Consider the following 22,937-nt stretch of genomic DNA (forward strand, 5'->3'; position numbering starts at 1 on the left):
ATCACGGCTCCGCGACGAAGGTCGGTGCCGCTTCACTTGCCAGGACAAGCTTGCCGTCCTTGACCCCTATGACCGAAACCGATTTGTCCGGCACCGAAATGCCCGGGCGGTAGGTGATCGTTCCGGTCACGCCGTCGAGCCCGGACGTAGCGGCCAGCGCGTCGCGGATCTTGGCCGGATCGGGCGCACCGGCACGCTTGATCGCGTCGGCCATCAGCTTGACCGAGTCGTAGCCGAGCGCAGCGAACGCGTTCTCCGGGGCATTGCCGGCCGACTTGGTGTAGGCGTCGATGAAGGCCTGCACCTTCGGGGTGGCGCCCTCACCGATATAGGCGTGGGTGGTGAAGTAGGTGTCCTTGGCCGCGTCGCCGCCGACCTGGATCAGCAAAGGCGTGTCGTAGCCGTCGCCGCCGACCACCGGCAGGTTGATGCCGGCCTGGCGCATCTGCTTCAAGATCAGGCCGATTTCCTCGGCATTCGACGAGGCGTAGACGAAGTCGGGCTGCGGCGACAGCGCCTTCAGTTTGGCGATCTGCGCGGTAAAGGTCTTGTCGCCGATCTTGTAGGTGTCGCGCTCCAAAATCTTGCCCCCGCCATGCTCGTAGGCGGTGACGAAGTAGTCCGACAGCAGCGTTGTGTATTCGGTGCCGATGTCGGTCAGCAGGTAGGCGGTCTTGCCGTTCAGCTTGTTCAGCGCAAATTCCGCGCCAACCGCAGCCTGAACGTTGTCGCCGAAGGCGGCGAGGAAGATCTCGTTGCCGAGCTGGCTCGGCAATTTCGGCGAGGTCGCGCCGGGCGTGATAAACGGGATCTGCGCCTTCTGGACCTGCGGTCCGATGGCCAGCACCGAGTCGGAATCGGCGAAGCCGATGATGCCGACGACCTTGTCGCTGTCGATCAACTGGCTGGCGACGGTCGAGATCGTCGTCGAATCGCTCTTGGAGTCGTAGACCACCAGTTCTATCTGCTGGCCGAGCACGCCGCCGGCGGCGTTGATTTCGCTCGCCGCCAGCTTGGCGCCATTCAGCATCGGACCGTCGAGTGAGGCCTGAATGCCGGTCAGGTTTGCCGGATAGCCTATCTTGATCGTGTCGGCAGCAAGTGCCGTGCTGGCCGAGGCAAGCGCGAAGAATGCGCCCAGTCCCAGGCCGATGGTGCCGCGTCGAGTGAGTTTGATCATCGTTTTCGTTCCTCTGTCTGGTTCACCGTTGCCGATCTTTGGGTTAATCCGAACGTAAGTTCCCGGTCCCCCATGATCCCCTTCGGCCGGAAGATCATGACTAGAATGAAGATGAAGCCGAGCACGATCTGGCTGGCGCCAAACAGGGCCGGCACCGCGAAATCGCCGATCGTGAAGCCGCGTTCGACCGAGCGCAGGACCTCCGACAACAGCGAAACGCAGATGACGCCGACCACCGCGCCTGTCAGGGATCCCATGCCGCCTAGCACCAGCATTGTGATCAGACTCATCGTCAGCGCGAAGTAAAAGGTGTTCGGCGAAAACGAGCCGAGATAATGGGCGTAGAGCGACCCGCCGACGCCTGAGAAGAACGCGCCGATGACGAAGGCGATCAGTCTGGTCCGCAACACGCCGATTCCGACAGCGCTGGCCGCGATTGTGTCGTCGCGCACCGCCTTCATGGCGCGCCCGAAAGGCGAATAAACCAGGCGCGCCAGAACGAACACTGTGATGGCGAGCCAACCCATCACCCAGGGCAACGTCGTCTCCAGCGGCACGCCGGTGAAAGTGCGGGCGCCTCGGGTGAAATCCGAGGCATTGATCAGCACTACGTTGACGATAATCAAGAATCCCATCGTCGCCACCGAAACGAAATAGCCCGACAGGCGCATCAAGGGATAACCGACGACCACCGCAAGCAGTGCCGTCAGAAGACCTGCCACCAGAGTCGCCGGCAGGAAGGGGAGGCTGAAAGCATGCAGAAACGTCGGCAGATGCGGCAGCAGTGCCATCTTCTGCTGTACCGGAATCGACAGGATTCCCGAAATATACGCGCCAGCGCCGATGAAGCCGACATGACCGAGCGAAAACACGCCCGTAAAACCGTTGCTCAGCGACAGCGCCAGCACCAGGATTGCATTCAGCGCGATCAGCAGGATAATCCGGACGAAATAATCGCTCAGCACGTGCGGTGCACCGAAAGCGACAGCTGCTCCCGCCACCAGGGCGACGAGGACGAGGAGTGTGATCCGCGCTTCCCGGCTCACAGCTTTATCTCCCGGTTTGGCTGGAGCAGCCCGCCCGGGCGCACCAGCAGAAAGGCAATCAGCACGGCGAAGACGATTGCGTCGCGATAAGACGAGACGCTGCTCGGCAGGAATGCGACGATGAATATCTCCAGCGCGCCTAATATGTAGCCGCCGACCAGAGCGCCCGCGATCGACCCGAAGCCGCCGATGATTGCCGCCACGAAAGCCTTCAGGAGCGGCGTGAAGCCCATCTGCGGCTGCACCACGCCGGCCTGTGCCGCCCACAAAATGCCGGCGAGGCCGGCATAGGCGGATGCGACGATGAAGGCGACGATGATCAGCCGGTTGACGTTCAGACCGACAAGGTGTGCCGCCGACATGTCCTCGGCCGCGGCGCGCATGCCGAGCCCGGTCGTGGTGCGCGTGATGAACCAGCCGAGGAGCAGCAGCGACACGAAGGTCAGCGCGATGGTCAGGAGATTGATGCTGGTGAAGGTGATGGCGCCATTCGACACTTCCCAGGAGGTGTTGAGAATATCGGGGAGTGGAAAATTGCGCGGCGAGGAGGTGAACACCAGGATGCCGACGTTCTCGATGATGTAGGTGACGGCGAGGCTTGTCAGCAGCCGCGCAACGTCGGGCGCGTCGCGGATCGGACGATAGGCGATGCGTTCGATGAGGAAGCCCGCGACGGCCGCCGCGGCGATGCCGCAGATCACGGCGACCGGGAACGGAACGCCGGCTCCTGCCAGCAGAGCTACCCCGAATGCGCCTACCATCATGACGTCGCCATGCGCGAAATTGGTGAGCTTGAGGACGCCGAAGACGATCGACAGGCCGACCGCCACCAGTGCGTAGAGGCTGCCGAGGCTCACCGCATTGACGATCTGCTGCAGGATATAGTCGAGCTGGGTCATGTTGCCGCCCCGAGATATGCCTGCGCCACGCGTTCGCTGTCGCGCAGTTCCGCGGACCGGCCCGACAGCGCCACCTGACCCGTGCGCAACACATAGGCACGGTCGGCGAGGTCCAGCGCGAGCGTGATGTTCTGTTCCACCAGCAGCATCGTCATGCCCTGGCGCTTCAGTTCGGCAAGCGCGCTGAAGATGTGGCGCACCAGCAGCGGCGCAACGCCGAGCGAAGGCTCGTCGAGCAGCAGCAGGCGCGGCGCCGCCATCAGCGCACGCGCCAGAGCAAGCTGCTGCTGTTCGCCACCCGACAGCGTGCCGGCCAGCTGCTTCAGCCGCTGCTTGAGAATCGGGAACAGCATGAACATGCGCTCGCTGTCTCTGCCGACGGCCTCCTTGTCGGTACGGGTGCAGGCGCCGAGCCGCAGATTGTCGGCCACCGTCAGGCCGCCGAACAGGCGCCTGCCCTCCGGGCTCTGCGCGATGCCCAGACTTACGATGCGCGACGGAGCGATACCTCCAATCGGCTTGCCATCGAAGATGATCTTGCCGCCGCGCGGCCGCGACAGGCCGGAAATGGTGCGCAAGGTCGTGCTCTTGCCGGCGCCGTTGGCCCCTACCAACGCCACCACCTCGCCGGTATGGACGTCGAGCGAAATGCCCTTCAGCGCACGCACCGCGCCGAAATTGACCTCGAGGTTCTCGACGCTGAGCAGAACGGGGCTAGGCGTGGCCAAGATACGCCTCCCGCACTTTCGGGTGTTCGCGTACCTGCTCCGGTGTTCCGACGCAGATCACCTCGCCGGTCGCCAGCACCTGGATGCGTTCGCACAACGCCATGATCAGGTCCATGTCGTGCTCGACAACGACCACCGTTACGCCGTAGCGGTCACGGATCGTCCGGATCAGCGCTGCCAACACCTTGGTCTCGTTGGAATCAAGCCCGGCCGCGGGCTCATCGAGCAGCAGCAGCTGCGGACCGGTTGCCAACGCACGCGCAATCTCCAGCCGCCGCTGATCGCCGTAGGGAAGATCCGCGGCGACCCTGCCGGCCTGCCCTGTCAGGCCCATGAGGTCGAGGAGTTCGTCGGCCTTCTGCCGCGTCGCGGCCACCCGCTCGCGATAGCGCCGACCGCGCAGCACGGTATCGGCGGGCCCGACAGGATGGCGCAACTGCGCCGCCGTCAGCACGTTCTGTGCGACGCTGAGGCTGCCGAATAGGCGAGAACCCTGAAAGGTGCGGGCGATGCCCATCGCCACGATCTGCGATGTGCGCAGGCCGACGATCGAACGGCCCTCCATCTCGATGCTGCCTGAATTCGGCTGGGAGAAGCCGGTGATCAGGTTGAAAAGCGTGCTCTTGCCCGAGCCATTCGGCCCGATTACCCCAACGATTTCACCTTCGTGGAGTTCGATGGAATGATCCCGCAGGGCAACCAGCCCTCGAAAGGCTTTTGTCAGCCCAACCGTCTTCAACAGCACTCGACTCGACTGTCTATCCACGCGCCGGTTTGCCCCTATCCGCCCTCGCCGCCCCGTTCGGCCCGGTCAAGCGTCAAATGGACAATTCGAACGGCAGGATGTCAAGGCCTATTCCCACTAGGAAAGCTATATGCCTGCCTCGGCTCGACCGTTGCCGCGACAGCACCGGCATCGATGCAGCGCTGCGCTACCGAACTGGGTTTCCTGGCTTGCAGTCCAGTGCCCGCGCTCACTTCTCAAGCCTCCGCGCATACTGCGCGGGCGGAAGGCACGTGACGAAGAAGGCCAGCGCGACCAGCCCCGTAAGCCTTGGCGTCCCCGGACCGTGCTTCTGCTAGCTTGTTATCTGTTCGGCGACAGCTTCTTCGAGGCCGGATGCCGCTTGGGCGGCGAGACCGCGCGCCGCCGCCTGTGAATCGTAAAATTCCTCGAGCGCATGAACCCTGCCCCACCGCAGCGTGAACACGTGGAGACCACGGTTGATGTAGGACGTATCGCCGTTGAGCAGGGTTGCGGTGCCATCCCACTGGGCAAACACGGTGGTATGCCACGGCCAGCCCTTCACCCAGACGTGGTTGACCGTGAGATGGAGAGTGGGCAGAACACGGCCGAGGCGCTCGAACCACCGGCGCAGGGCTTGCTTGTCGTGGCGCTCCCCACCAAGCGCGTGTGCGCCACCAACCCGGTGATGGACATGCGGCGCAATGGCCTTCACCGCCGCATCCCAGCGATGGTTGTTGACGTCGTCGAAGCTCTGCCGGATCGATTTCTCGACAAAATAGCTGTAAAGCATGTGACCTCTCTCCAAACTTGTTGGTGGCGCGCCGTTCCGACGCGGGAGCCCCAGCCAGCATCGCGCGGCCGCAGCCTGGGCGTCAGGTCAGGGCATTGTCGCGTCGGCTCGCAGGGATGTGTCGGTCGAGACCGTCACTTCCTTGCCGGACCTTGAGAATGCGTAGAGCGAGCCCGGGTAGCCCGGTATGGAAAACGCCACGGAGTCACTGTTGGCGAGGCCCATGACAACCCGCAACGGATCACCCCCGGTCTTCGGTGCGAAAGTGGCGGTGACCTCAAGCAGGTCGCCGTCCGGAACGTAGTAGGCCACCATGTCCAGGTGTCCCTGGTGCAGGCTGCCACCTTGGATCGGGCGTCCGATGGTGGCTTCCTCGGCAAGAGCCGGGGTTGCAAGAAACAGCGCCGCCAGCAGCGAGGCGCTCAGGGTTTTGCGGATCATCTCATTTCTCCTTTTTTAGATTGCGCTCACCCTCTATATAGGGTATAGATTACGAATGCAATCTAAAAAAGGAGATGACGATGCGTGTAAGTCGCACTCAGGCCGCGGAAAACCGCGAGACCGTGATCAATGTGGCAAGCCGGCTTTTTCGGGAGCGCGGCTTTGACGGCATCGGCCTCAAGGACCTGATGAAGGGTGCCGGGCTGACCCAGGGCGCCTTTTACAAGCAATTCGAGTCGAAGGACGACCTGGCGGCGCTGGCGTCCAGGCGGGCGATGGAAAGCGCCACCCACAAATGGTCGGCCGCGACCGCGGCAAATCCCGGGAACCCGCTCGACGGAGTGATCTCATTCTATCTCAGCATGGATCATCGCGGGGAAAAGATGGACGGCTGCCCGGTCGTTGCTCTCGGCTCGGATGCAGCCAGGCAAGGTGCCGAGGTGAAGGAGTCATTCGAAGCCGGCATCAAGGCGTACCTTGAGATGCTCGGCGGTTGGGTTGGCGAGGGCGACAGCGAAAAGACCGGGAAGAAGGCAATGGCCGTTCTCTCGACGATGGTCGGCGCGGTCGTGCTCTCGCGGGTCGTCAACGACTCCGACCTTGCGCAGGCTTTTCTGGATGCGGCGGCCGATCAGGTTCGCGAAGCAGTCGCCGCTTGAACGGCGCGAGCAGCGCCGCCGGCACACCAAGGATAGGAGAGCAGATGCAACGGATTGTCATCACGGGCATGGGAGCGGTCACGCCCCTGGCCGCCAATGTCGAAGCGTCCTGGTCACGCCTGCTTGCCGGCCGGTCGGGCGTTCGCAGGCTTCGCGACGATATGGTGGGAGAGCTGCCGGCTAAGATTGGCGGCGTGGTTCCCTCCCTGGGCGAAGATCCGGAGGCTGGTTTCGATGCCGATGCCGTCCTGTCCGCGAAGGATCAGCGCAAGGTAGACCGGTTCATTCTCTTCGCGCTGGCGGCGGCGGAAGAGGCGCTTGCGCAGGCGCAATGGAAGCCTGCCCTGGAGACGGATCGCCTGCGCACGGCCACGATCATCGCTTCAGGGGTCGGCGGGTTCCCCGCCATCACCGAGGCGGTGCGCACGGTGGACCTGCGTGGCGCCCGCCGCCTGTCTCCCTTCACGGTGCCGTCCTTCCTGGTGAACCTCGCGGCGGGCCACATCTCGATCCGTCATGGTTTCAAAGGTCCACTCGGCGCACCGGTGACGGCATGCGCGGCGGGCATCCAGGCGATCGGCGACGCCGCCCGCCTGATCCGCGCCAACGAAGCCGACATCGCCGTATGCGGCGGAACGGAAGCGTGCATCAACACCGTCAGTCTCGGCGGCTTCGCCGCGGCTCGTTCTCTTTCAACCGGCTTCAATTGGGCGCCGGCTCAAGCCTCGCGCCCTTTCGACACATCGCGGGACGGCTTCGTCATGGGCGAAGGAGCCGGCGTGCTGGTCATCGAGGCGTTGGACCACGCGTTGGCGCGCGGCGCAAAGCCGCTGGCTGAGCTCGTCGGCTACGGGACGACCGCGGATGCCCACCACGTCACCTCCGGGCCAGAGGACGGCGATGGCGCGCGCCGGGCCATGCAGATCGCGATTGCCCAGGCAGGGATTTCACCACGCCAGGTCCGTCATCTCAATGCGCATGCGACCTCCACGTCAGTAGGCGACCTGGGTGAGATCGAAGCGATCAAGAGCGTGTTCGGGCGCGATTTCGCGATAGCTGTCAGTGCGACGAAATCGGCGACCGGACACCTGCTCGGAGCGGCCGGCGGGCTTGGTGCGATCTTCGCAATCCTGGCGCTCAGGCATCAGGTCGCCCCGCCAACCCTCAACCTGGGCGAAGCCGATCCGGCCGGCGACGGAATCGACTTCGTCGCCAACACGCCCCGGCCCATGGAGATGGAGTACGCGATCTCCAATGGCTTCGGCTTTGGCGGCGTGAATGCCAGCGCCCTGTTCAGACGCTGGAACTAAACGGCGGCCAGACGCAGTCAGACCAACGCCCTTGCCCCGGCTTCCCATGCTTTTCCCAATCCGATCCAACGCAAACAAGGATATGATTTCCATGAACAAGACCAATCCTGGCGTCGCCCTGGTCACAGGGGCATCTTCCGGCATCGGCCGCGCTACCGCCGACGCCTTGCTAGGCGCCGGCTTTCGCGTCTTCGGAACCAGCCGTCGCACGGCCTCCCAGCAATCCACCGGCGTGACCATGCTGACCTGCGACGTGACCGACGACGCGTCCGTCGTGACAATGGTCGAGGACGTTCTGGCCAAGGCCGGACGCATCGACCTGCTTGTCAACAATGCCGGCATGGGCCTGTTTGGCGGCGCGGAGGAGTCCTCGACCGCGCAGGCCAAGGCGCTGTTCGACGTGAACGTCTTCGGCGTCTTGCGCGTGACCAACGCGGTGCTGCCGGCAATGCGGCGCCAAGGGAAGGGCAGAATCGTGAATCTGAGTTCGGTACAGGGGTTCATCCCCGCTCCCTATTTTGCGCTTTACTCGGCGACCAAACATGCCATCGAGGGGTATTCCGAGTCGCTCGATCACGAACTGCGCCCGTTCGGCATTCGCGTTTCATTGGTGGAGCCCGCCTATACCCGCACATCATTCGAGGACAATCTCGCCGCTCCCGACCGGTCGCTCGAAATCTACGACTCCGCGCGTGCCGGGATGACCACATCAGTGCGGAAGGCGATGGAAAAAGGCGATGCGCCCGAAGTGGTAGCCAAGACCGTTTTGGCAGCAGCAACCGATCCCGCTCCGAAGAAGCGCTATGCGGCGGGAAAAATGGCGCGCCAGGTCAGTTTCCTGCGCCGTTTCGTCCCAGCGTCCGCATTCGACAAGAGCCTGCGCAAACAGCTTGGGCTGCCGGCCTGAAATCGAGCGCTGCCTTGGCGCGTCAGCGAGCAGCCGCCTGTTTCTCGAGCCTGCGGGCGTATTGCGTCAGCGGAAAACACATGACGAAGAAGATCAGCGCCACCAGCCCGTAGACCTTGAACGGTTCGAAGGTCGCATTGTTGATGGCGTTGGAGGTTCGCACCAACTCCTCGAAGCCGATGATCGAGGTCAGCGCCGTCGATTTGATCAGCTGCACCAGGAAGCCGACGGTGGGTGCGCGGGTGATCGAAAAGGCCTGCGGCAGGATGATCAGCCTCAGCTCCTGCAGATAGTGCAGGCCAAGGCTGGCGCCAGCGTCCCATTGGCCGAGGGGTAGCGCCGCGACGCCAGAGCGCCAGATCTCGGCGAGATAGGCGCTGGCGAAGAAGGTCAGGCCGAGCGCCGCCGCCGTCCAGGGTTCGATGCGCAGACCCAGCATCGGCAGGCCGAAGAACATCAGGAACAGCTGCATCAAGAGTGGCGTGCCCTGGAACAGGGCGATGTAGCCGGAAGCAACACGCCTGCTCCACTTGTTCTTGGCGATCCTGAAGAACAGCACGATCATGCCGACGATGCCGCCGCCGATGAAGGCGGCCAGCGATAGCAGCACCGTCCAACGGGCGGCGAGCAGCAGGTTGCGCACGATGTCCCAGAAGGTGAACTCGATCATGACACGCCGGCTCCGAGCGCACGGCGTCCGCCTGACACCAGCAGTCGGCGCAAGGCCATCGACAGAGCAAGATAGACCAGCGTCACGACGAAATACGTCTCGAAGGAACGGAAGGTGCGCGCCTGCAGCATGTCGGCCTCGTAGGTCAGCTCGCGCACGGCGATCTGCGATACGACAGCCGATTCCAGCATCATGATGACGATCTGGCTGGTGAGCGCGGGATAGATAATCTTGAGCGCCTGCGGCAGCACGATCTTGATGAAGACCTGGCGGGGCCGCAGGCCAAGCGCAAGCGCTGCTTCCGTCTGCCCGCCGGGCACGGCGTCAAGCCCGGCGCCGACGATCTCGATCGTGTAGGCCGCCATGTTGAGCGTCATCGCCAGCATGGCGGCCAGGATCGGGTCGAGCCGGATGCCCAGGCTGGGCAGTCCGAAGAAGATGAAGAACAGCTGCACCAGGAACGGCGTGTTGCGCATCACCTCGACGTAACAGGCGATTGCCCGCTTGAGCAGCACCGGGCCGTTTCGTCGCCCCGCGGCACCCAGGATGCTGAGCAGCGTTCCGGCCAGCGTGGTCACGGCGATCAACAGGATCGTCGTGGCCGCGCCGTGCGCGATGTCGCCCAGGGCACCCGGGAGCCAGGCAAAGGCCACGGAAACTCAATCCTTGAGGTTGTCGGGATTGAGCGGCGTCTTCAGCCAGGCTTTCGAGCTTTCGTCCAGCTTGCCGTCGGCCAGCATCTTGGCGACCGCATCGTTGACGGCCTTCTTCAGGCTGTCCTCGTTTTTGTTGAGGCCGATGTGCGAAGGCGAGGTCAGAAGCTGGAACTTCTGCTCCGGCTTCAGCGCGTCCTGCTTGGCAAGCACCTGCGCGCCGACATCGTTGCCGACGACCATCAGCTGCGTCTGGCCGGAGATGAAGGCCTGGATCACCGAATTGTAGTTGTCGAAGCGCTTGATGTCGGCCGACGCCGGTGCTGCTTCGGTGAGCGACGTGTCCTCCAGCGTGCCACGATTGACGGCGATCGACTTGTCGGCGAGGTCTTCCTTGCCCTTGACCGCAAGTGCCGCCGGACCGATCACCGCGATGTAGTAGGGCGCGTAGGCGGCGGCGAAATCGATGACCTGCTCGCGTTCCTTCGAGTAGCCGACGCTCATCAGGATGTCGACGCGCTTGTCGTTCAGATACGGGATGCGGTTCTGGCCGGTAACGGCGATGGGGTTGAGCTTCACCTTGAGCGTATCGGCAATGTATTGCGCGACATCCATGTCATAGCCCTTGAGGCTCATGTCGGCGCTGGCCGAGGAGAAGGGCGGAAAGTCGGCGAAGACGCCGACACTGATGGTGCCGGCCTTGGTGATGTCCGCCAGCGCATCGGCGCTGGCGGCCTGAACTGCAAGGCCGAAACCGGCGGTGCCGAGCATCAGCACGGCGGCGATGGATGAAAATGTCTTTCGGATTGTCATTGTTATTCCCCTGTCTGGAAGCTTGTTTGTTGGATACGGTCGCCGGCTCCAGCGCGGCGGCCGCCTTGCTTTTCTGAAATTCAGACGCCCTTGCCTGTGATTGCCGGGCTGAACACCATCAGGCTCAATATCTCGAACAGCACCTGTGCGGCGGCATGGGCCGTGTTGGTGGTCGCGTCATATTGCGGCGCCACCTCGACGACGTCGCCGCCGACGATGTTGAGGCCTTTGAGGCCGCGCAGCAGCTCAAGCACTTCGCGCGTCGTCAGACCGCCGACTTCCGGCGTGCCGGTGCCGGGCGCGAAGGCCGGATCGACGCTGTCGATGTCGAAGGAGACATAGGTCGGCCCGTCGCCGACTATTCTGCGCGCCTTCTCGATGATGGCCGGAATGCCGAGACCGGTCACCTCCTCGGCATGCACCACGGTCATGCCGGACTCGTAGGTGAACTCCCACAGATATTCGGCCGAGCCGCGGATGCCGATCTGGATCGTGCGCGTCGGGTCGAGCACGCCGTCAAGCACCGCGTTGCGGAACGGGCCGCCATGGTGGAACTTGGTCATGTCGAACAGGCCGCTGGTGTCGCAGTGGGCGTCGATATGGATCAACCCGACCGGAGCTTTCTTGCAGACGGCCTTCAGGATCGGATGGCTGATCGAATGGTCGCCGCCGATCGACAGCGGGATGACGCCGGCATCGACGATCTGGTTGGTGCGGCGCTCGATATCCTCATGGCTGATCTCCAGCCGGTAGCGGCTGCGGAACGGCGTGTCGCCGATGTCGGCGACCCTGAGTTCGTGCGTCGGCGCGCATTCCAGCACGTGATTGTAGGGGCCGATGCGCTCGATGGCGCGCAACGCCCTTGGCCCGAAGCGCGAACCTGGCCGGTTGGTGACGCCGAGATCCATCGGCACGCCGATCATCGCCACCTGGAGGTCGCCGAAATCCGGATTCTCGGCCGATATTTCGCGGTAGGGCGCGGCGAGGAAGGTCGGGATGCCTGAGTAGGGTGCCAGCCGCGTGCCGCTCTTGGAGAATATCTTGTCGGCGACCTTGCGGAATTTCGGGTCGAACATCTCGCCGCCATGGCTTTCACCATATTTGCGACGCAACGCGTCGAGCTTGCCGCGATCGTATCCCATGTCCGCTCCTCCTGGGCTGATACAGTGCCGGCGCGGGTGACGCCTGCGACCGACCGTCATCCGGCCGGGCCGCTGTCCCGCTGGCTGCCTGCAGATTTCACGTCTTGATGCTGTTCCGGGCTCAGTGTCTGGCAGCGGCATTGAAAAATCAATTGATATTGTTAGGGTGTTTTCTGTGAGAAAATCTCACAATCAACCCAGAGCACGATCTCATCCGGCCTCCATTTTTCGGGATCGCGCTTCGATGGATGTTCATGACCAATCGCCTGCCGCCCCTCAACCCGTTGCGCGCCTTCGAGGCAACGGCCCGGCATGGCTCGTTGACCAAGGCGGCCAGTGAGCTGAACGTCACGCATGGCGCCGTCAGCCACCAGATCAAGGCGCTCGAGCAGTCGCTCAATGTCAAGCTGTTCGAGCGGGTCGGCCAGCGGGTCAAACTGACACCGCATGGCGCGGAGCTTCTGCCGGCGGTGTCGACCGCCTTCGACGGCATCGCCGCCGCCACCCAGCGCATGACAAGGCCGGCGAGCAGCGGCACACTTTCGGTCTCCTGCGTGCCGGCGCTTCTGTTGTTGTGGATGACACCGCGGCTCGGCAGTTTCATGGCGCAATATCCCGACATAAGGCTGACGCTTATTCCTTCCAACGATCCCAAGGATTTGCGGGCGCCGAACATCGATGTCTGCGTGCATTATGGCGACGGCAGCTGGACCGATTGCTGGATGCGCAAATGGTCGGGCCTCGAACTGTTTCCCGTGGTCAGCCCGACCTTGATCAACAACCGGCCGATCCGCAGCGTCAGGGATCTCGCCGACCATGTCTTCCTGCATGGCGATGACGGCCGCGAATGGCACACCTGGCTGGCGACCGCCGATGCGCTGGACCTGGAGCGGGGTCGCCGCCACCATCTCGGCGATGCGCGTATGGCGACCGAGGCGGCGGTGCATGGCCATGGCGTGGCGTTGGGCGACTCCGTGACGGCAAGCGCGCTGCTGGCCAGGGGCATGCTGGTCGCGCCATTCAGCCTGTCGGTGCCGGCGGTCGACGATTTCTATGTCGTCTGCCGCAACGAGATGCGGGCGACGCCGATCGTGCAGGTGTTCATCGACTGGCTGTTTGCCGAGAAGGCCGGGGATGACGGCCGCGCCGATGCCCCGGTGGCCGGCCGCATCGTCAGCCGCCGCAAACGTCCGGCGCTCAGGGTGATGGGCGGCAAATCCGCAAGCTGATGCCAAGCTGCGCGCCGCCGCATGCAGGCAGCTCTTTTTGTCAGGCCAGCCTGAAAGCGGGCAGCGTTCCGGCCGATTCGATGCTATGAGGCCTGTCGCGATTGTGGACGGCAGGCAGCGAAGGCGGTGTTGAAACATGGCTAAGACCGATATTGCGCGGCGCGTCTACAACCACACCTGGAAGCTCGATCCGATCGTGCGCAGCCTGCTCGATACGGATTTCTACAAGCTTTTGATGCTGCAGATGATCTGGGGCATGTATCCCAAGGTCGACACCACCTTCTCGCTGATCAACCGCACGACTTCGGTGCGGCTTGCCGACGAGATCGATGAAGGCGAACTGCGCGAACAGCTAGACCATGCCCGCACGCTGCGCTTCTCCAAGAAGGAGATGATCTGGCTCGGCGGTAACAATTTCTACGGCCGCAAGCAGATCTTCGAGCCGGAATTCCTCGCCTGGCTGGAAGGCTTCCGGCTCCCCGAATATGAGCTGTCGAAGCGCGACGGACAGTATGAGCTGACCTTCAGCGGGCCGTGGATGTACACCACGTTGTGGGAGATCCCTGCGCTCGCCATCATCAATGAACTCCGATCTCGCGCGGCCATGCGGGCCTTCGGCCCCTTCGCGCTCGATGTGCTCTATGCCCGCGCCAAGGCCAAGATGTGGGCCAAGACCGAGCGGCTGAAGGCGCTGCCCGGCATCCGCATCTCGGACTTCGGCACGCGCCGGCGCCATTCCTTCCTGTGGCAGCGCTGGTGTGTCGAGGCGCTGAAGGAAGGCATCGGCGAGGCGTTCACCGGCACCTCCAACGTGCTTCTGGCCATGGACAACGACCTCGAAGCGCTCGGCACCAACGCACATGAGCTGCCGATGGTGTTCGCCGCCCTCGCCAATTCGGAAAAAGAGCTGAGACAGTCGCCCTACAAGGTGCTGCAGGACTGGCAGCGTTACTATGGCGGCAATCTGCTGATCGTGCTGCCCGACGCCTTCGGCACCGCCTCCTTCCTGCGCGACGCGCCGGACTGGGTGGCCGACTGGACGGGCTTTCGCCCCGACAGCGCGCCGCCGATCGAGGGCGGCGAAAAAATCCTGTCCTGGTGGCGCGAGAAGGGCAAGGATCCCAAGCAGAAGCTGTTGATCTTCTCCGACGGGCTCGAGGTCGAGACGATCGAGGAAACCTACCGCCACTTCAAGGGCAAGGTGCGCATGTCGTTCGGCTGGGGCACCAATTTGACCAATGATTTCGAGGGCTGTGCGCCGACGGAAACCAACAGCCTCGATGCCATATCGTTGGTCTGCAAGGTCACCGAGGCCAATGGCAAGCCAGCGGTGAAGCTGTCGGACAACCCGGCCAAGGCGACGGGCGACGAGGAAGAGATCGAGCGCTATCTCAGGATTTTTGGCGAGAAGGATCGCGTGGAGCAACTGGTCAAGGTGTGAGGGTAGTGTGGTCGCAAGTGACATGACCGCCAAGTCGCATTCGTTCACACCCCCCTCTGTCCTGCCGGACATCTCCCCCGCAAGGGGGGAGATTGGCCGCTTCGACCGGCCCGCCTTTTTCTCCGACGTTGAAAATTGGCGAAAGCCTGGACGACATCCGATCTCCCCCCTTGCGGGGGAGATGGCCGGCAGGCCGGAGGGGGGTGTGAAGGATCGCGGCGGCGAAGGTTGTTGCCTCTTAAAGACAAGCTTCACTTGCTTATTCGCTTCCCTCCCCATCCCCGCCTTCGCCCACGCCTCCGACCGAGGCCACGTCCTGCTCCTGCCGACCGGCTACTATCTGATCGGCGGCGCCTTCGCCGTTGCCGTCAGCTTCCTCGTCCTGGCGCTGTTGCCGGCGGATTCGCTCGATCGCTTCTGGCGCCGCCGCCTGCCGTTATTCGCGCTCGGCGACGCCGCCCACACCACCATCAGCCTGATATCCTTCGCCGGCTTTGCAATCCTCATCACCGCCGGCTTTTTCGGCAGTCGCGACCCGCTCTCCAACCCGCTGCCTCTGGTGATCTGGACCTTGCTATGGGCTGGCGTCACCTTGCTGCAAGGTGTCTTCGGCGATCTCTGGTCGTGGCTCAACCCCTGGTATGGGCCATGGCGTCTCGTCTCTCGCCTGTCAGGCAGAAACAAGGAAGGAAGATGGCGCCTGCCCCGCTGGCTGGGCTGCTGGCCGGCTGTCATCTTGTTCTTCGCCTTTGCCTGGTTCGAACTCATCGATCCGGCGCCCGACGATCCGGCTCGACTGGCCTTGGCCGCGGGCCTCTACTGGCTGTTCACTTTCCTGGCCATGCTGGCGTTCGGCTATCGCGCCTGGAGCCGCAGCGGTGAATTCCTGACGGTCTTCCTTTCGATGGTGGCGCGCTTCGCAATCGTGGAACGGAACGAACATGGCCGGCTTGCGCTTTGCTGGCCGGGCGCCAAACTGCTCGCCGCAGAGCCGCTGCCGACCAGCGGCATCGCCTTCCTGCTGCTGGCCCTCTCATCTGTATCCTTCGACGGCCTGTCGAAAACGTTCTTCTGGCTCGGCCTGTTCGGCATCAATCCGCTTGAATTTCCCGGCCGCACCGCGCTGACCGGCAGCGGCACTCTCGGGATCGTGCTGACATTCGTGCTGCTGGCGGCGGTGTTCTTGCTTGCCGTCTGGCTCGGCCGGCGTCTCGCAAAGGGCGATCACACCCTTGCCCAGGCGGCCGGCCTGCTGGTGTGGTCGATCGTGCCAATCGCGCTTGCCTATCACGTCGCGCATTATCTGGCGGCGCTGCTCGTCGACGGCCAGTATGCGCTTGCAGCCCTTTCCGACCCGTTCGCGCTGGGCTGGAACCTGTTCGGCACCGCCGACATGCAGATCGAGGCCGGCATCGTTGCCGGGGCGGACTCGGCGTGGTGGCTGTGGAATGTCCAGGCCGGCGCCATCATCCTTGGCCATGTGCTCGCCGTCCTCGTTGCCCACGGCTTCGCCTGGCGGCTGCATCCGCAGCCTGCCCGTGCCGCGCTCAGCCAGTTTCCGCTCACTCTGCTGATGATTGCCTATACGGTGTTCGGCCTCTGGTTGCTTGCCACGCCGACCGCCGGATGAGAAAAGGGCGGCCCCGATGTCGTTGGGGAAAGCTCGCTTGCCACATCAAGGCTTTGGTGATTTAGTTTGTACACATGCAATTTTTTGCGTCCTCTGAGCGAGGATGCCGAAGCCGCCTTATCGTTGGTCAAAACTGAAAAACAGGGGAACGAACATGGCTGACAAGAACGGATTTTTTGACCTCTCCAAGACTGGCCTCACCTCCAAGACTGGCCTCACCTCCAAGACTGGCCTCACCCGCCGCACGGCGCTGAAGGGTCTGGCCGCGGGCGCCGGCCTCGCCGTAGCACCGGGCTTCGTCCGCTATTCCCAGGCGCAGAGTTCGGCGCCGATCAAGATCGGCTTCCAGTCGCACCGCACCGGCATCGGCGCCGCCTATGGCCGCTGGTACGAAAAGACCACCGCTGCCGCGGTCAAGGCAATCAACGCCGCCGGCGGCATCAATGGCCGTCAGGTCGAGGTGATCATCGAGGATGACGGTACCGATCCCGGCCGTGGCGCCGAGGTGGTCGGCAAGTTCGCCACCCAGCACAAGACCGACATCGTCTTCGGCACGCTGTTTTCGCATGTCGTCATCGGCTCCGCGCCCGCCGCCGGCGAAAACAAGATGCCCTATTTCGTCGTCAGCGAAGGTCACCACGTCGCCTCGACCAAGCTGAACCGTTATGTCTTCCAGCCCGGCATCACCGACGTGAAGAGCCAGATCCAGTCGATGGCGCCGTGGATCGCGGCCAATGCCGGCAAGAAGGTGACGCAGATCTTCCCCGATTTCGCCTTCGGCTACGACCATCGCGACTACCTGCCGCCGGCACTGAAGGCGCAAGGCGCCGAGGTCATCGCGCAGATCGCCATCCCGCCGACGGAGTCGTCCTTCACCAAGTACTTCCCGCAGATCCCGGCCGAGACCGAGGTGATCTACCACGTCATGGTCGGCCCGGCCGTGCTCACCTTCGTCAAGGAACTCGGCGAGTTCTACGGCTCCAACCGACCGCAACTGTTCGGCTTCATCGATTCGCTCGAAGCCACCGACATCAACAGCCCCGGCCTCGAATTTTTGGACGGCAGCCATTTCTGGGAAGGCTCGCCACGCTATGCGCAGGCCGACGATTCCGAGGCGCAGAAGGCCTATCGCGCCGCTGTCGGCATCGACGACAATGGTGCTGCCGTCGGCGACCCCAAGGATGTCTCCACGGCAGCCCACATGTTCGGCTGCTGGGAAACGCTCTATGTCGTCAAGAAGGCGATGGAAGACGCCGGCTACAAGGGACCGGAAGACCGTGCCAAGCTGGTCGAGGCGACCGAAGCGCTGACCGAATTCGCCGAAGGTCCGGAGCATCCGCAGGGGCCGAAAACCTTCAACGGCAAGATCCACCAGTGCTTTGGCATCCAGAACATCTCCAAGGTCGAAGGCGGCAAGCTGAAGGTCGTGCACAAGACCAAGATCGAGGACGGGCTTTACGAGGCCGAAGGGGATTACACGACGCAGGCGCTTTAGACATAGCTTCGTCTGTAAGCGTGGGCTCCAAGCCACCCCCCTCTGTCCTGCCGGACATCTCCCCCTCAAGGGGGGAGATCGGCAGTTCTTGCGAAGGCGGCCATTTATCACCCTTGGCTATTGGCGAAGGCAGTGGGGACAGCCAATCTCCCCCCGTGAGGGGGAGATGCCCGGCAGGACAGAGGGGGGTGCGCCTCGCGCCTGCCTTGGGCGTGTAACCGATGCACTTTGGTCCCCATCTTCTCCTCGCTGCCCTCGAAGGCCTCGTCACATCGGCGGTGCTGGCGCTGACGGCGCTTGGGCTGTCGCTGGTGTTCGGCGTCATGCGGGTGGTCAATGTCGCGCATGGCGAGTTCTTCATGCTGGGCGCCGTGCTCGCCTGGGCGATCACCACGGCGATCGGTGGCCACCCGGCGCTCGGCTTCCTGGCGGCATTGGTGATCGCGCCGCTGATCGTCGGCGCCATTGCGCTGGTTGCCGAGAGGCTGGTGTTGCGCCGGCTCAACTACAATCCGGAAGCCACCATCGTCGCCACCATCGGCATGCTCTACATCATCCAGCAGCTGGCTTTGACCTTTTACGGTCCGGAGGCGCGACCGGTGGAGCCGCCTTTCAGCTACCGCATCCTTTTGCCGTGGTTCGGCTACTCCGGCTACAAACTGTCTGTCATCGCCGCCTCCGCCCTGCTGCTGCTTGGGACATGGCTGGTGCTGACGCGCACCAGGATTGGCCTCATCATGCGCGCCACGCAGTATGACAGCGAGACAGCTCAGGCCTTCGGCATCCCCGTCGGCCGCGTCTATGGCGGCGTCTTCGCGCTCGGCGCCATGCTGGCGGCCATTGCCGCGGTGCTGATCGTGCCGATCAGCCAGGCGCATTACCTGATGGGGCAGGATCCGCTGCTGCTCTCCTTCATTGTCGTCATCATCGGCGGCCTCGGCTCGCTACGCGGCACGGTCGTCGCCGCCGTGCTGATCGGTCTTTCCGACGGCATCATCTCGATGTTCTTCTCGCCGACGCTGGCCAAGATCATCGCCACGCTCCTGGTCGCCATGGTGCTGGTGTTCCGCCCGCAAGGCTTGTTCGGGACGACGTCGCGATGAGCGAAGCTTCGCCGGTAAAAGCCTATGCCCTGCATCTCGGCGTCGTCGCCCTGCTGTTCGTGCTGAGCTTCCTGCTGCCGGACTACTATCACGGCCTGCTTGCCCGCATCATGGTGCTGGCGGTCTTTGCCATGGGCTACAACATGCTGTTCGGCTATGTCGGCCTGCTCAGCCTCGGCCATGCGATGTTCTTTGCCGCCGGGCTCTATGGCGCCGGCCTTGCCGTCATCCAGCTCGGCTGGAGCGTACCAGCGGCATTCGCCGCGGGCCTCGGCTGTGGTGTTGTTGTTTCACTCGTAATCGGCCTGCTGGCGTTGCGCACCACGGGCGTCGCCTTCATGATCGTCACCATGATGTTCGCTCAAGTGTTCTACCTCCTCATCCTCTACTTCGCGACTTGGACCGGCGGCGACCAGGGCATGGTCGTGCCGCAGCCGGAGCGGGTGCTCAGCTTTGGCGCGACATCGCTCGAACTCACCAATCCGACGGTGCGTTACATGACAGCGCTGGCGCTGTATTCCATCGTGCTGCTCGTCACATTGGCCATCGTCCGCTCCCGCTATGGCCGCGTGCTGGTCGCCATCCGCGAGAATGAGGAGCGCACGAAGATGCTCGGCTACGATACGTTTTCGAACAAGCTCGCCGCCGTCGTCATCTCCGGCATCATCTGCGCGGCCTCGGGTGCCGCCTATGCGCTGCTGTTCGGCTATGTCGGATCGAGCTTCGCGTCGGTGCAGTATTCGATCCTGCCGCTGCTGTGGGTGCTGCTGGGGGGTGCCGCGACGACGCTCGGGCCGCTGATCGGCACGCTGTTCATGTACTATGTCATTGATATCACCAGCGGCTACACCTCCGCCTATCTGCTGATCGTCGGCATTGCGCTGATCCTGCTGGTGCTGTTTTTCCCGAAAGGCATTCTGGGCAGCATCCGCCAGCGCTGGCTCGGGTGGCTGCCATGATGCCGCTTTTGACGACCAAGGGCCTGTCGCGCAATTTCGGTGGTCTGCGCGCCGTCGACAATGTCGATTTCGCGCTGATGCCGGGCGAGATCCGCGCCGTCATTGGCCCCAACGGGGCGGGGAAGACCACCTTTGTCAGCCTGGTCAGCGGCCGCATCCAGCCATCTTCGGGCGCGATCGTCTTCGACGGCGCCGACATCACCAGTCTGCCTGCCTATGTCAGGGTCCGGAGGGGCATCGCCTACACCTTCCAGCTCACCAGCGTCTATGCCAACCTGTCCGTTTACGCCAACGTCGCGCTGCCCGCGCAGCTGACGCTGCGGCATGGCAGCCATTCCAGGAGCGCGATACAGGCCGCTGTCATGGCCGCACTCGAACCCACCGGACTGGCCGATCGCGCCCACATGCCGGCCGGGCAATTGTCTTACGGCCATCAGCGCCTGCTGGAAGTGGCGATGGGCCTGGCGCTGAAGCCGCGCCTTTTGATCCTCGACGAGCCGACGCAAGGCCTGGCCGACAGCGAGATCGACAATTTCATCACCCTGGTGCGCGAGATCGCCAAGAACGCCACCGTGCTTTTGATCGAGCACAACATGCCTGTGGTCATGCAGCTGGCCGACCGCATCACCGTCTTCAATGCCGGCAAGATCCTGGCCGAAGGCGCGCCGGAGGCAATCCGCGAGAACGCGGCGGTGCAGGAAGCCTATCTGGGGACCGCCCCATGACCGAAACAAACAAGGCCGAAGAGAAGTCTCAAGCACTCACTATTTCGGGGCTCGACTGCTTCTATGGCGAGGTCCAGGTGCTCTATGGCCTCGACCTGGTGCTGAACAAGGGCGAGGTGCTGTGCCTGTTTGGCCGCAATGGTGCCGGCAAGACGACGACGCTGAAGGCGATCATGGGGCTGGTTCCGACCCGCGCCGGCTCGATCAGGCTCGACGGCCAGGAATTGACCGGCCTGCCCGCGCATGAAGTGCCCAAGGCGGGCGTCGCCTATGTGCCGCAGGGCAGACGGCTATTCGCCGAGATGACGGTGGCGGAAAACATCGAGATCGGGCTGATGGCGCGCGGCAAGGGCAAGGCCGCGCGGGAAAATGTCCTCGACCTCTTTCCGCTGCTGCGCCAGCGGCTGCGGCAACGTTCCGGCACGCTGTCGGGTGGCGAACAGCAGATGCTGGCAATGGCGCGCGCGCTGTGCCTGGAACCGCACGTGCTGCTGCTGGATGAACCGACCGAAGGGCTGATGCCGTCGATGATCGCCAAGATCCGCGAGACCGTGTCGAAGCTGCGCGATATGGGCGTTTCGACCATCCTCGTCGAGCAGCGTGTCGATGCAGTGCTTTCGGTCGCCGACCGCGTTGCCTTCATCGAAAATGGCCGCAACCGCGAGACGGTCGATGTCGAGGAACTGCGCGCCGACCCTTCGGCGGTCAGGCGCTATGTCGGCGTGGGCTGATCACCCAAAGAACAGAAAGCCCGCGATCAGGAAGATCGGGATCAGCACCAGGCCCGACCATGCCATATAGCCGAAAAAGCCCGGCATCTTCACGCCGCGATGTCGGGCGATGGCGTAGACCATGAAGTTCGGCGCATTGCCGATGTAGGTGTTGGCGCCCATGAACACGGCGCCGGCCGAAATCGCGGCAAGCGTCGAGGCGAACTCCGTCATCAGGTGCCGTGGGTCGCCTCCGGCAAGCTCGAAGAACACCAGATAGGTCGGCGCATTGTCGAGGAAGGACGACAGCGCCCCTGTCAGCCAGAAATAGGCGAGGTCGTTGGGCGTGCCTTGCGCGGAGGTGACGAGCGCGACCAGCGGCGCGAGCGCGCCCTCATCGCCGGCCCTCAGGATGGCGATGACCGGCACGATGCAGATGAAGATGCCGGCAAACAATTTCGCCACCTCCGCGATCGGTCCCCAGTTGAAGCCGTTCGCCTCCCGGTGGCTCTTGCGCGAGACGGCGAGCGAAAGGAAGGCGAGCGCCAGGATCATGGCGTCGCGCACCAGGTTCTGCAGTTCCAGGCGGACCCCGAACACGGAGAAGCTGACGCCCGGCTTCCAAGTTGCCGACAGCAGGATGGCGCCGATCACGCCCGCCAGCAGTGGAAGGTTGGCCAGGCCGCGCAGACGCACCTTGGTATCCGGCGTCGGATCCTTGATCTTCGGCGCACCGTTTTCGCGCTGATGCAGGACGATGTCGATGCCCAGGAAGACGGCCAGCACGGCACCGCCGACGAACAGCGTCTCGCGCCAGAGATTGGCGGTTGTCCAGAAGAAGTCGACACCGCGCAGGAAGCCGACGAACAGCGGCGGATCCCCAAGCGGCGTCAGCGAGCCGCCGATGTTGGACACCAGGAAGATGAAGAAGATCACGACATGGGCGTTGAACGGCCTGTTATCGTTGGCGCGGATGATCGGCCGGATCAGGATCATCGAGGCACCGGTCGTGCCTATCACCGATGCCAGCAGCGCGCCGACCAGCAGCAGGCCGGCATTCACCAGCGGCGTGCCGTGAATGTTGCCGGCAATGAGAATGCCGCCCGAAATGGTGAACAGCGCAAACAGCAGGATGATGAACGACATGTATTCGGTGAGCAACGCATGCAGCACCGCTTCGGTCGCTGTGGGTACACCGAAGGCAGCCGCCAGCGGCAGGACCACCAGAGCGCCCCAAAGGGCCGTGATCTTGCCGTAGTGATGCTCCCAGACATGAGGAAACAGCAGCGGACCGGTGGCGATCGACAACAGCAGCCCGGCAAAGGGCAGTGCCCACCACAGCAGCATCGAAGCGCCGGGCAGGCCGTGTTCCTCCGCCGCGAAAGCCTGTGCCGGGAACAGCACGGCGGCAATTATCGCACCGCATGCAGCCAACAGGGGGATCGGATATGAAAAAGGCCCCCTCATCCGGCCGCTACGCGGCCACCTTCTCCCCGTTGGGGAGAAGAGACGAGCTTCGGCGCCGGCAGCCTCCTCTCCCTCGGGGAGAGGTCGGATTGACCCGAGTTGCTCTTCGAAATTCGGTTGGCAATCCGGGTGAGGGGGACCTTCGCCGAAGGCAACAATCCTGCCTTTAAACATCGGATCTTTACCTGTTGC

Annotated in this window: 23 protein-coding genes; 11 read left to right on the forward strand and 12 right to left on the reverse strand. The window is 63.5% G+C overall.

Features of this window, described 5'->3' with window-relative positions; all coding sequences use genetic code 11:
• Position 1 precedes the first annotated feature (1 nt).
• The 7 genes from LB558_RS09095 to LB558_RS09125 form a co-directional block, all read right to left on the reverse strand.
• The gene (locus LB558_RS09095; RefSeq protein ID WP_224697259.1) at positions 2 to 1,180 is read right to left on the reverse strand and encodes an ABC transporter substrate-binding protein; all 1,179 of its coding nucleotides are present in this window, start codon (positions 1,178 to 1,180) and stop codon (positions 2 to 4) included.
• Positions 1,177 to 2,226, reverse strand: coding sequence for a branched-chain amino acid ABC transporter permease (locus LB558_RS09100; protein ID WP_027040063.1), 1,050 nt, complete (start codon positions 2,224 to 2,226; stop codon positions 1,177 to 1,179). Before LB558_RS09100 ends, LB558_RS09095 begins: the two co-directional genes overlap by 4 nt.
• On the reverse strand, positions 2,223 to 3,125 hold the full coding sequence (locus LB558_RS09105; RefSeq protein WP_224697260.1) for a branched-chain amino acid ABC transporter permease: 903 nt from the start codon (positions 3,123 to 3,125) through the stop codon (positions 2,223 to 2,225). The genes LB558_RS09100 and LB558_RS09105 overlap by 4 nt, the downstream gene beginning before the upstream one ends.
• Positions 3,122 to 3,853 (reverse strand): ABC transporter ATP-binding protein, encoded by a 732-nt coding sequence (locus LB558_RS09110; RefSeq protein ID WP_224697261.1) that lies wholly within the window; start codon positions 3,851 to 3,853, stop codon positions 3,122 to 3,124. The genes LB558_RS09105 and LB558_RS09110 overlap by 4 nt, the downstream gene beginning before the upstream one ends.
• Positions 3,840 to 4,619, reverse strand: coding sequence for an ABC transporter ATP-binding protein (locus LB558_RS09115; protein WP_224697262.1), 780 nt, complete (start codon positions 4,617 to 4,619; stop codon positions 3,840 to 3,842). The genes LB558_RS09110 and LB558_RS09115 overlap by 14 nt, the downstream gene beginning before the upstream one ends.
• A gap of 313 nt (positions 4,620 to 4,932) precedes the next feature.
• Positions 4,933 to 5,391: a nuclear transport factor 2 family protein gene (locus LB558_RS09120; protein WP_224697263.1), complete on the reverse strand. Its 459-nt coding sequence runs from the start codon at positions 5,389 to 5,391 to the stop codon at positions 4,933 to 4,935.
• 87 nt (positions 5,392 to 5,478) lie between these two features.
• Positions 5,479 to 5,832: a hypothetical protein gene (locus LB558_RS09125; RefSeq protein ID WP_224697264.1), complete on the reverse strand. Its 354-nt coding sequence runs from the start codon at positions 5,830 to 5,832 to the stop codon at positions 5,479 to 5,481.
• 80 nt (positions 5,833 to 5,912) lie between these two features.
• Between LB558_RS09125 and LB558_RS09130 the strand changes: the two genes are divergently transcribed.
• The 3 genes from LB558_RS09130 to LB558_RS09140 all read left to right on the forward strand — a co-directional run bounded on the left by LB558_RS09130 (position 5,913) and on the right by LB558_RS09140 (position 8,708).
• Positions 5,913 to 6,491, forward strand: a complete 579-nt coding sequence (locus tag LB558_RS09130; RefSeq protein ID WP_224697265.1) for a TetR/AcrR family transcriptional regulator — start codon at positions 5,913 to 5,915, stop codon at positions 6,489 to 6,491.
• A gap of 44 nt (positions 6,492 to 6,535) precedes the next feature.
• Positions 6,536 to 7,801: a beta-ketoacyl-ACP synthase II gene (gene fabF / locus LB558_RS09135; RefSeq protein WP_224697266.1), complete on the forward strand. Its 1,266-nt coding sequence runs from the start codon at positions 6,536 to 6,538 to the stop codon at positions 7,799 to 7,801.
• A gap of 91 nt (positions 7,802 to 7,892) precedes the next feature.
• Positions 7,893 to 8,708, forward strand: a complete 816-nt coding sequence (locus LB558_RS09140) for an oxidoreductase (protein ID WP_224697267.1) — start codon at positions 7,893 to 7,895, stop codon at positions 8,706 to 8,708.
• Positions 8,709 to 8,730: 22 nt separating this feature from the next.
• Here the strand turns inward: LB558_RS09140 and LB558_RS09145 are convergent, their stop codons facing one another.
• The 4 genes from LB558_RS09145 to speB all read right to left on the reverse strand — a co-directional run bounded on the left by LB558_RS09145 (position 8,731) and on the right by speB (position 11,986).
• Positions 8,731 to 9,378: an amino acid ABC transporter permease gene (locus LB558_RS09145; protein WP_013528435.1), complete on the reverse strand. Its 648-nt coding sequence runs from the start codon at positions 9,376 to 9,378 to the stop codon at positions 8,731 to 8,733.
• The gene (locus tag LB558_RS09150) at positions 9,375 to 10,031 is read right to left on the reverse strand and encodes an amino acid ABC transporter permease (protein WP_127260882.1); all 657 of its coding nucleotides are present in this window, start codon (positions 10,029 to 10,031) and stop codon (positions 9,375 to 9,377) included. Before LB558_RS09150 ends, LB558_RS09145 begins: the two co-directional genes overlap by 4 nt.
• 6 nt (positions 10,032 to 10,037) lie before the next feature.
• A complete protein-coding gene (locus LB558_RS09155; protein WP_224697268.1) occupies positions 10,038 to 10,844 on the reverse strand; it encodes a transporter substrate-binding domain-containing protein in 807 nt (268 codons plus the stop codon).
• A gap of 80 nt (positions 10,845 to 10,924) precedes the next feature.
• Positions 10,925 to 11,986, reverse strand: coding sequence for an agmatinase (speB, locus tag LB558_RS09160; protein WP_224697269.1), 1,062 nt, complete (start codon positions 11,984 to 11,986; stop codon positions 10,925 to 10,927).
• A 254-nt stretch (positions 11,987 to 12,240) separates the two neighbouring features.
• Here speB and gcvA point away from each other — a divergent pair, with 254 nt between their 5' ends.
• The 8 genes from gcvA to LB558_RS09200 all read left to right on the forward strand — a co-directional run bounded on the left by gcvA (position 12,241) and on the right by LB558_RS09200 (position 21,299).
• A complete protein-coding gene (gene gcvA, locus LB558_RS09165) occupies positions 12,241 to 13,215 on the forward strand; it encodes a transcriptional regulator GcvA (protein ID WP_224697270.1) in 975 nt (324 codons plus the stop codon).
• A gap of 136 nt (positions 13,216 to 13,351) precedes the next feature.
• Positions 13,352 to 14,656, forward strand: coding sequence for a nicotinate phosphoribosyltransferase (gene pncB, locus LB558_RS09170; RefSeq protein WP_224697271.1), 1,305 nt, complete (start codon positions 13,352 to 13,354; stop codon positions 14,654 to 14,656).
• Positions 14,657 to 14,837: 181 nt separating this feature from the next.
• Positions 14,838 to 16,286 carry a hypothetical protein gene (locus LB558_RS09175; RefSeq protein ID WP_224697272.1) on the forward strand — a complete coding sequence of 483 codons (1,449 nt, stop codon included), beginning with the start codon at positions 14,838 to 14,840 and terminating at the stop codon, positions 16,284 to 16,286.
• A 154-nt stretch (positions 16,287 to 16,440) separates the two neighbouring features.
• Positions 16,441 to 17,781 (forward strand): ABC transporter substrate-binding protein, encoded by a 1,341-nt coding sequence (locus LB558_RS09180; RefSeq protein ID WP_224697273.1) that lies wholly within the window; start codon positions 16,441 to 16,443, stop codon positions 17,779 to 17,781.
• Positions 17,782 to 18,002: 221 nt separating this feature from the next.
• A complete protein-coding gene (locus LB558_RS09185) occupies positions 18,003 to 18,884 on the forward strand; it encodes a branched-chain amino acid ABC transporter permease (RefSeq protein ID WP_224697274.1) in 882 nt (293 codons plus the stop codon).
• Positions 18,881 to 19,843, forward strand: coding sequence for a branched-chain amino acid ABC transporter permease (locus tag LB558_RS09190; protein WP_224697275.1), 963 nt, complete (start codon positions 18,881 to 18,883; stop codon positions 19,841 to 19,843). The genes LB558_RS09185 and LB558_RS09190 overlap by 4 nt, the downstream gene beginning before the upstream one ends.
• A complete protein-coding gene (locus tag LB558_RS09195; RefSeq protein WP_224697276.1) occupies positions 19,840 to 20,568 on the forward strand; it encodes an ABC transporter ATP-binding protein in 729 nt (242 codons plus the stop codon). Before LB558_RS09190 ends, LB558_RS09195 begins: the two co-directional genes overlap by 4 nt.
• Positions 20,565 to 21,299 (forward strand): ABC transporter ATP-binding protein, encoded by a 735-nt coding sequence (locus tag LB558_RS09200; protein ID WP_224697277.1) that lies wholly within the window; start codon positions 20,565 to 20,567, stop codon positions 21,297 to 21,299. Before LB558_RS09195 ends, LB558_RS09200 begins: the two co-directional genes overlap by 4 nt.
• Here the strand turns inward: LB558_RS09200 and LB558_RS09205 are convergent, their stop codons facing one another.
• Positions 21,300 to 22,745, reverse strand: coding sequence for a sodium:proton antiporter (locus tag LB558_RS09205; protein WP_224697278.1), 1,446 nt, complete (start codon positions 22,743 to 22,745; stop codon positions 21,300 to 21,302).
• Between the last annotated feature and the right edge of the window lie 192 nt (positions 22,746 to 22,937).

It is taken from the genome of Mesorhizobium sp. CO1-1-8, assembly GCF_020164875.1.
Classification (GTDB): Bacteria; Pseudomonadota; Alphaproteobacteria; order Rhizobiales; family Rhizobiaceae; genus Mesorhizobium.

What these genes read in the sequence shown, in the direction of transcription:
- LB558_RS09095 (WP_224697259.1), bottom strand. Translation starts at nt 1,180, where the DNA reads ATGATCAAACTCACTCGACGCGGCACCATCGGCCTGGGACTGGGCGCA.
- LB558_RS09105 (WP_224697260.1), bottom strand. Translation starts at nt 3,125, where the DNA reads ATGACCCAGCTCGACTATATCCTGCAGCAGATCGTCAATGCGGTGAGC.
- LB558_RS09120 (WP_224697263.1), bottom strand. Translation starts at nt 5,391, where the DNA reads ATGCTTTACAGCTATTTTGTCGAGAAATCGATCCGGCAGAGCTTCGAC.
- LB558_RS09125 (WP_224697264.1), bottom strand. Translation starts at nt 5,832, where the DNA reads ATGATCCGCAAAACCCTGAGCGCCTCGCTGCTGGCGGCGCTGTTTCTT.
- LB558_RS09130 (WP_224697265.1), top strand. Translation starts at nt 5,913, where the DNA reads ATGCGTGTAAGTCGCACTCAGGCCGCGGAAAACCGCGAGACCGTGATC.
- fabF (WP_224697266.1), top strand. Translation starts at nt 6,536, where the DNA reads ATGCAACGGATTGTCATCACGGGCATGGGAGCGGTCACGCCCCTGGCC.
- LB558_RS09140 (WP_224697267.1), top strand. Translation starts at nt 7,893, where the DNA reads ATGAACAAGACCAATCCTGGCGTCGCCCTGGTCACAGGGGCATCTTCC.
- LB558_RS09145 (WP_013528435.1), bottom strand. Translation starts at nt 9,378, where the DNA reads ATGATCGAGTTCACCTTCTGGGACATCGTGCGCAACCTGCTGCTCGCC.
- LB558_RS09155 (WP_224697268.1), bottom strand. Translation starts at nt 10,844, where the DNA reads ATGACAATCCGAAAGACATTTTCATCCATCGCCGCCGTGCTGATGCTC.
- speB (WP_224697269.1), bottom strand. Translation starts at nt 11,986, where the DNA reads ATGGGATACGATCGCGGCAAGCTCGACGCGTTGCGTCGCAAATATGGT.
- gcvA (WP_224697270.1), top strand. Translation starts at nt 12,241, where the DNA reads ATGACCAATCGCCTGCCGCCCCTCAACCCGTTGCGCGCCTTCGAGGCA.
- pncB (WP_224697271.1), top strand. Translation starts at nt 13,352, where the DNA reads ATGGCTAAGACCGATATTGCGCGGCGCGTCTACAACCACACCTGGAAG.
- LB558_RS09175 (WP_224697272.1), top strand. Translation starts at nt 14,838, where the DNA reads ATGGCCGGCAGGCCGGAGGGGGGTGTGAAGGATCGCGGCGGCGAAGGT.
- LB558_RS09180 (WP_224697273.1), top strand. Translation starts at nt 16,441, where the DNA reads ATGGCTGACAAGAACGGATTTTTTGACCTCTCCAAGACTGGCCTCACC.
- LB558_RS09185 (WP_224697274.1), top strand. Translation starts at nt 18,003, where the DNA reads ATGCACTTTGGTCCCCATCTTCTCCTCGCTGCCCTCGAAGGCCTCGTC.
- LB558_RS09190 (WP_224697275.1), top strand. Translation starts at nt 18,881, where the DNA reads ATGAGCGAAGCTTCGCCGGTAAAAGCCTATGCCCTGCATCTCGGCGTC.
- LB558_RS09195 (WP_224697276.1), top strand. Translation starts at nt 19,840, where the DNA reads ATGATGCCGCTTTTGACGACCAAGGGCCTGTCGCGCAATTTCGGTGGT.
- LB558_RS09200 (WP_224697277.1), top strand. Translation starts at nt 20,565, where the DNA reads ATGACCGAAACAAACAAGGCCGAAGAGAAGTCTCAAGCACTCACTATT.
- LB558_RS09205 (WP_224697278.1), bottom strand. Translation starts at nt 22,745, where the DNA reads ATGAGGGGGCCTTTTTCATATCCGATCCCCCTGTTGGCTGCATGCGGT.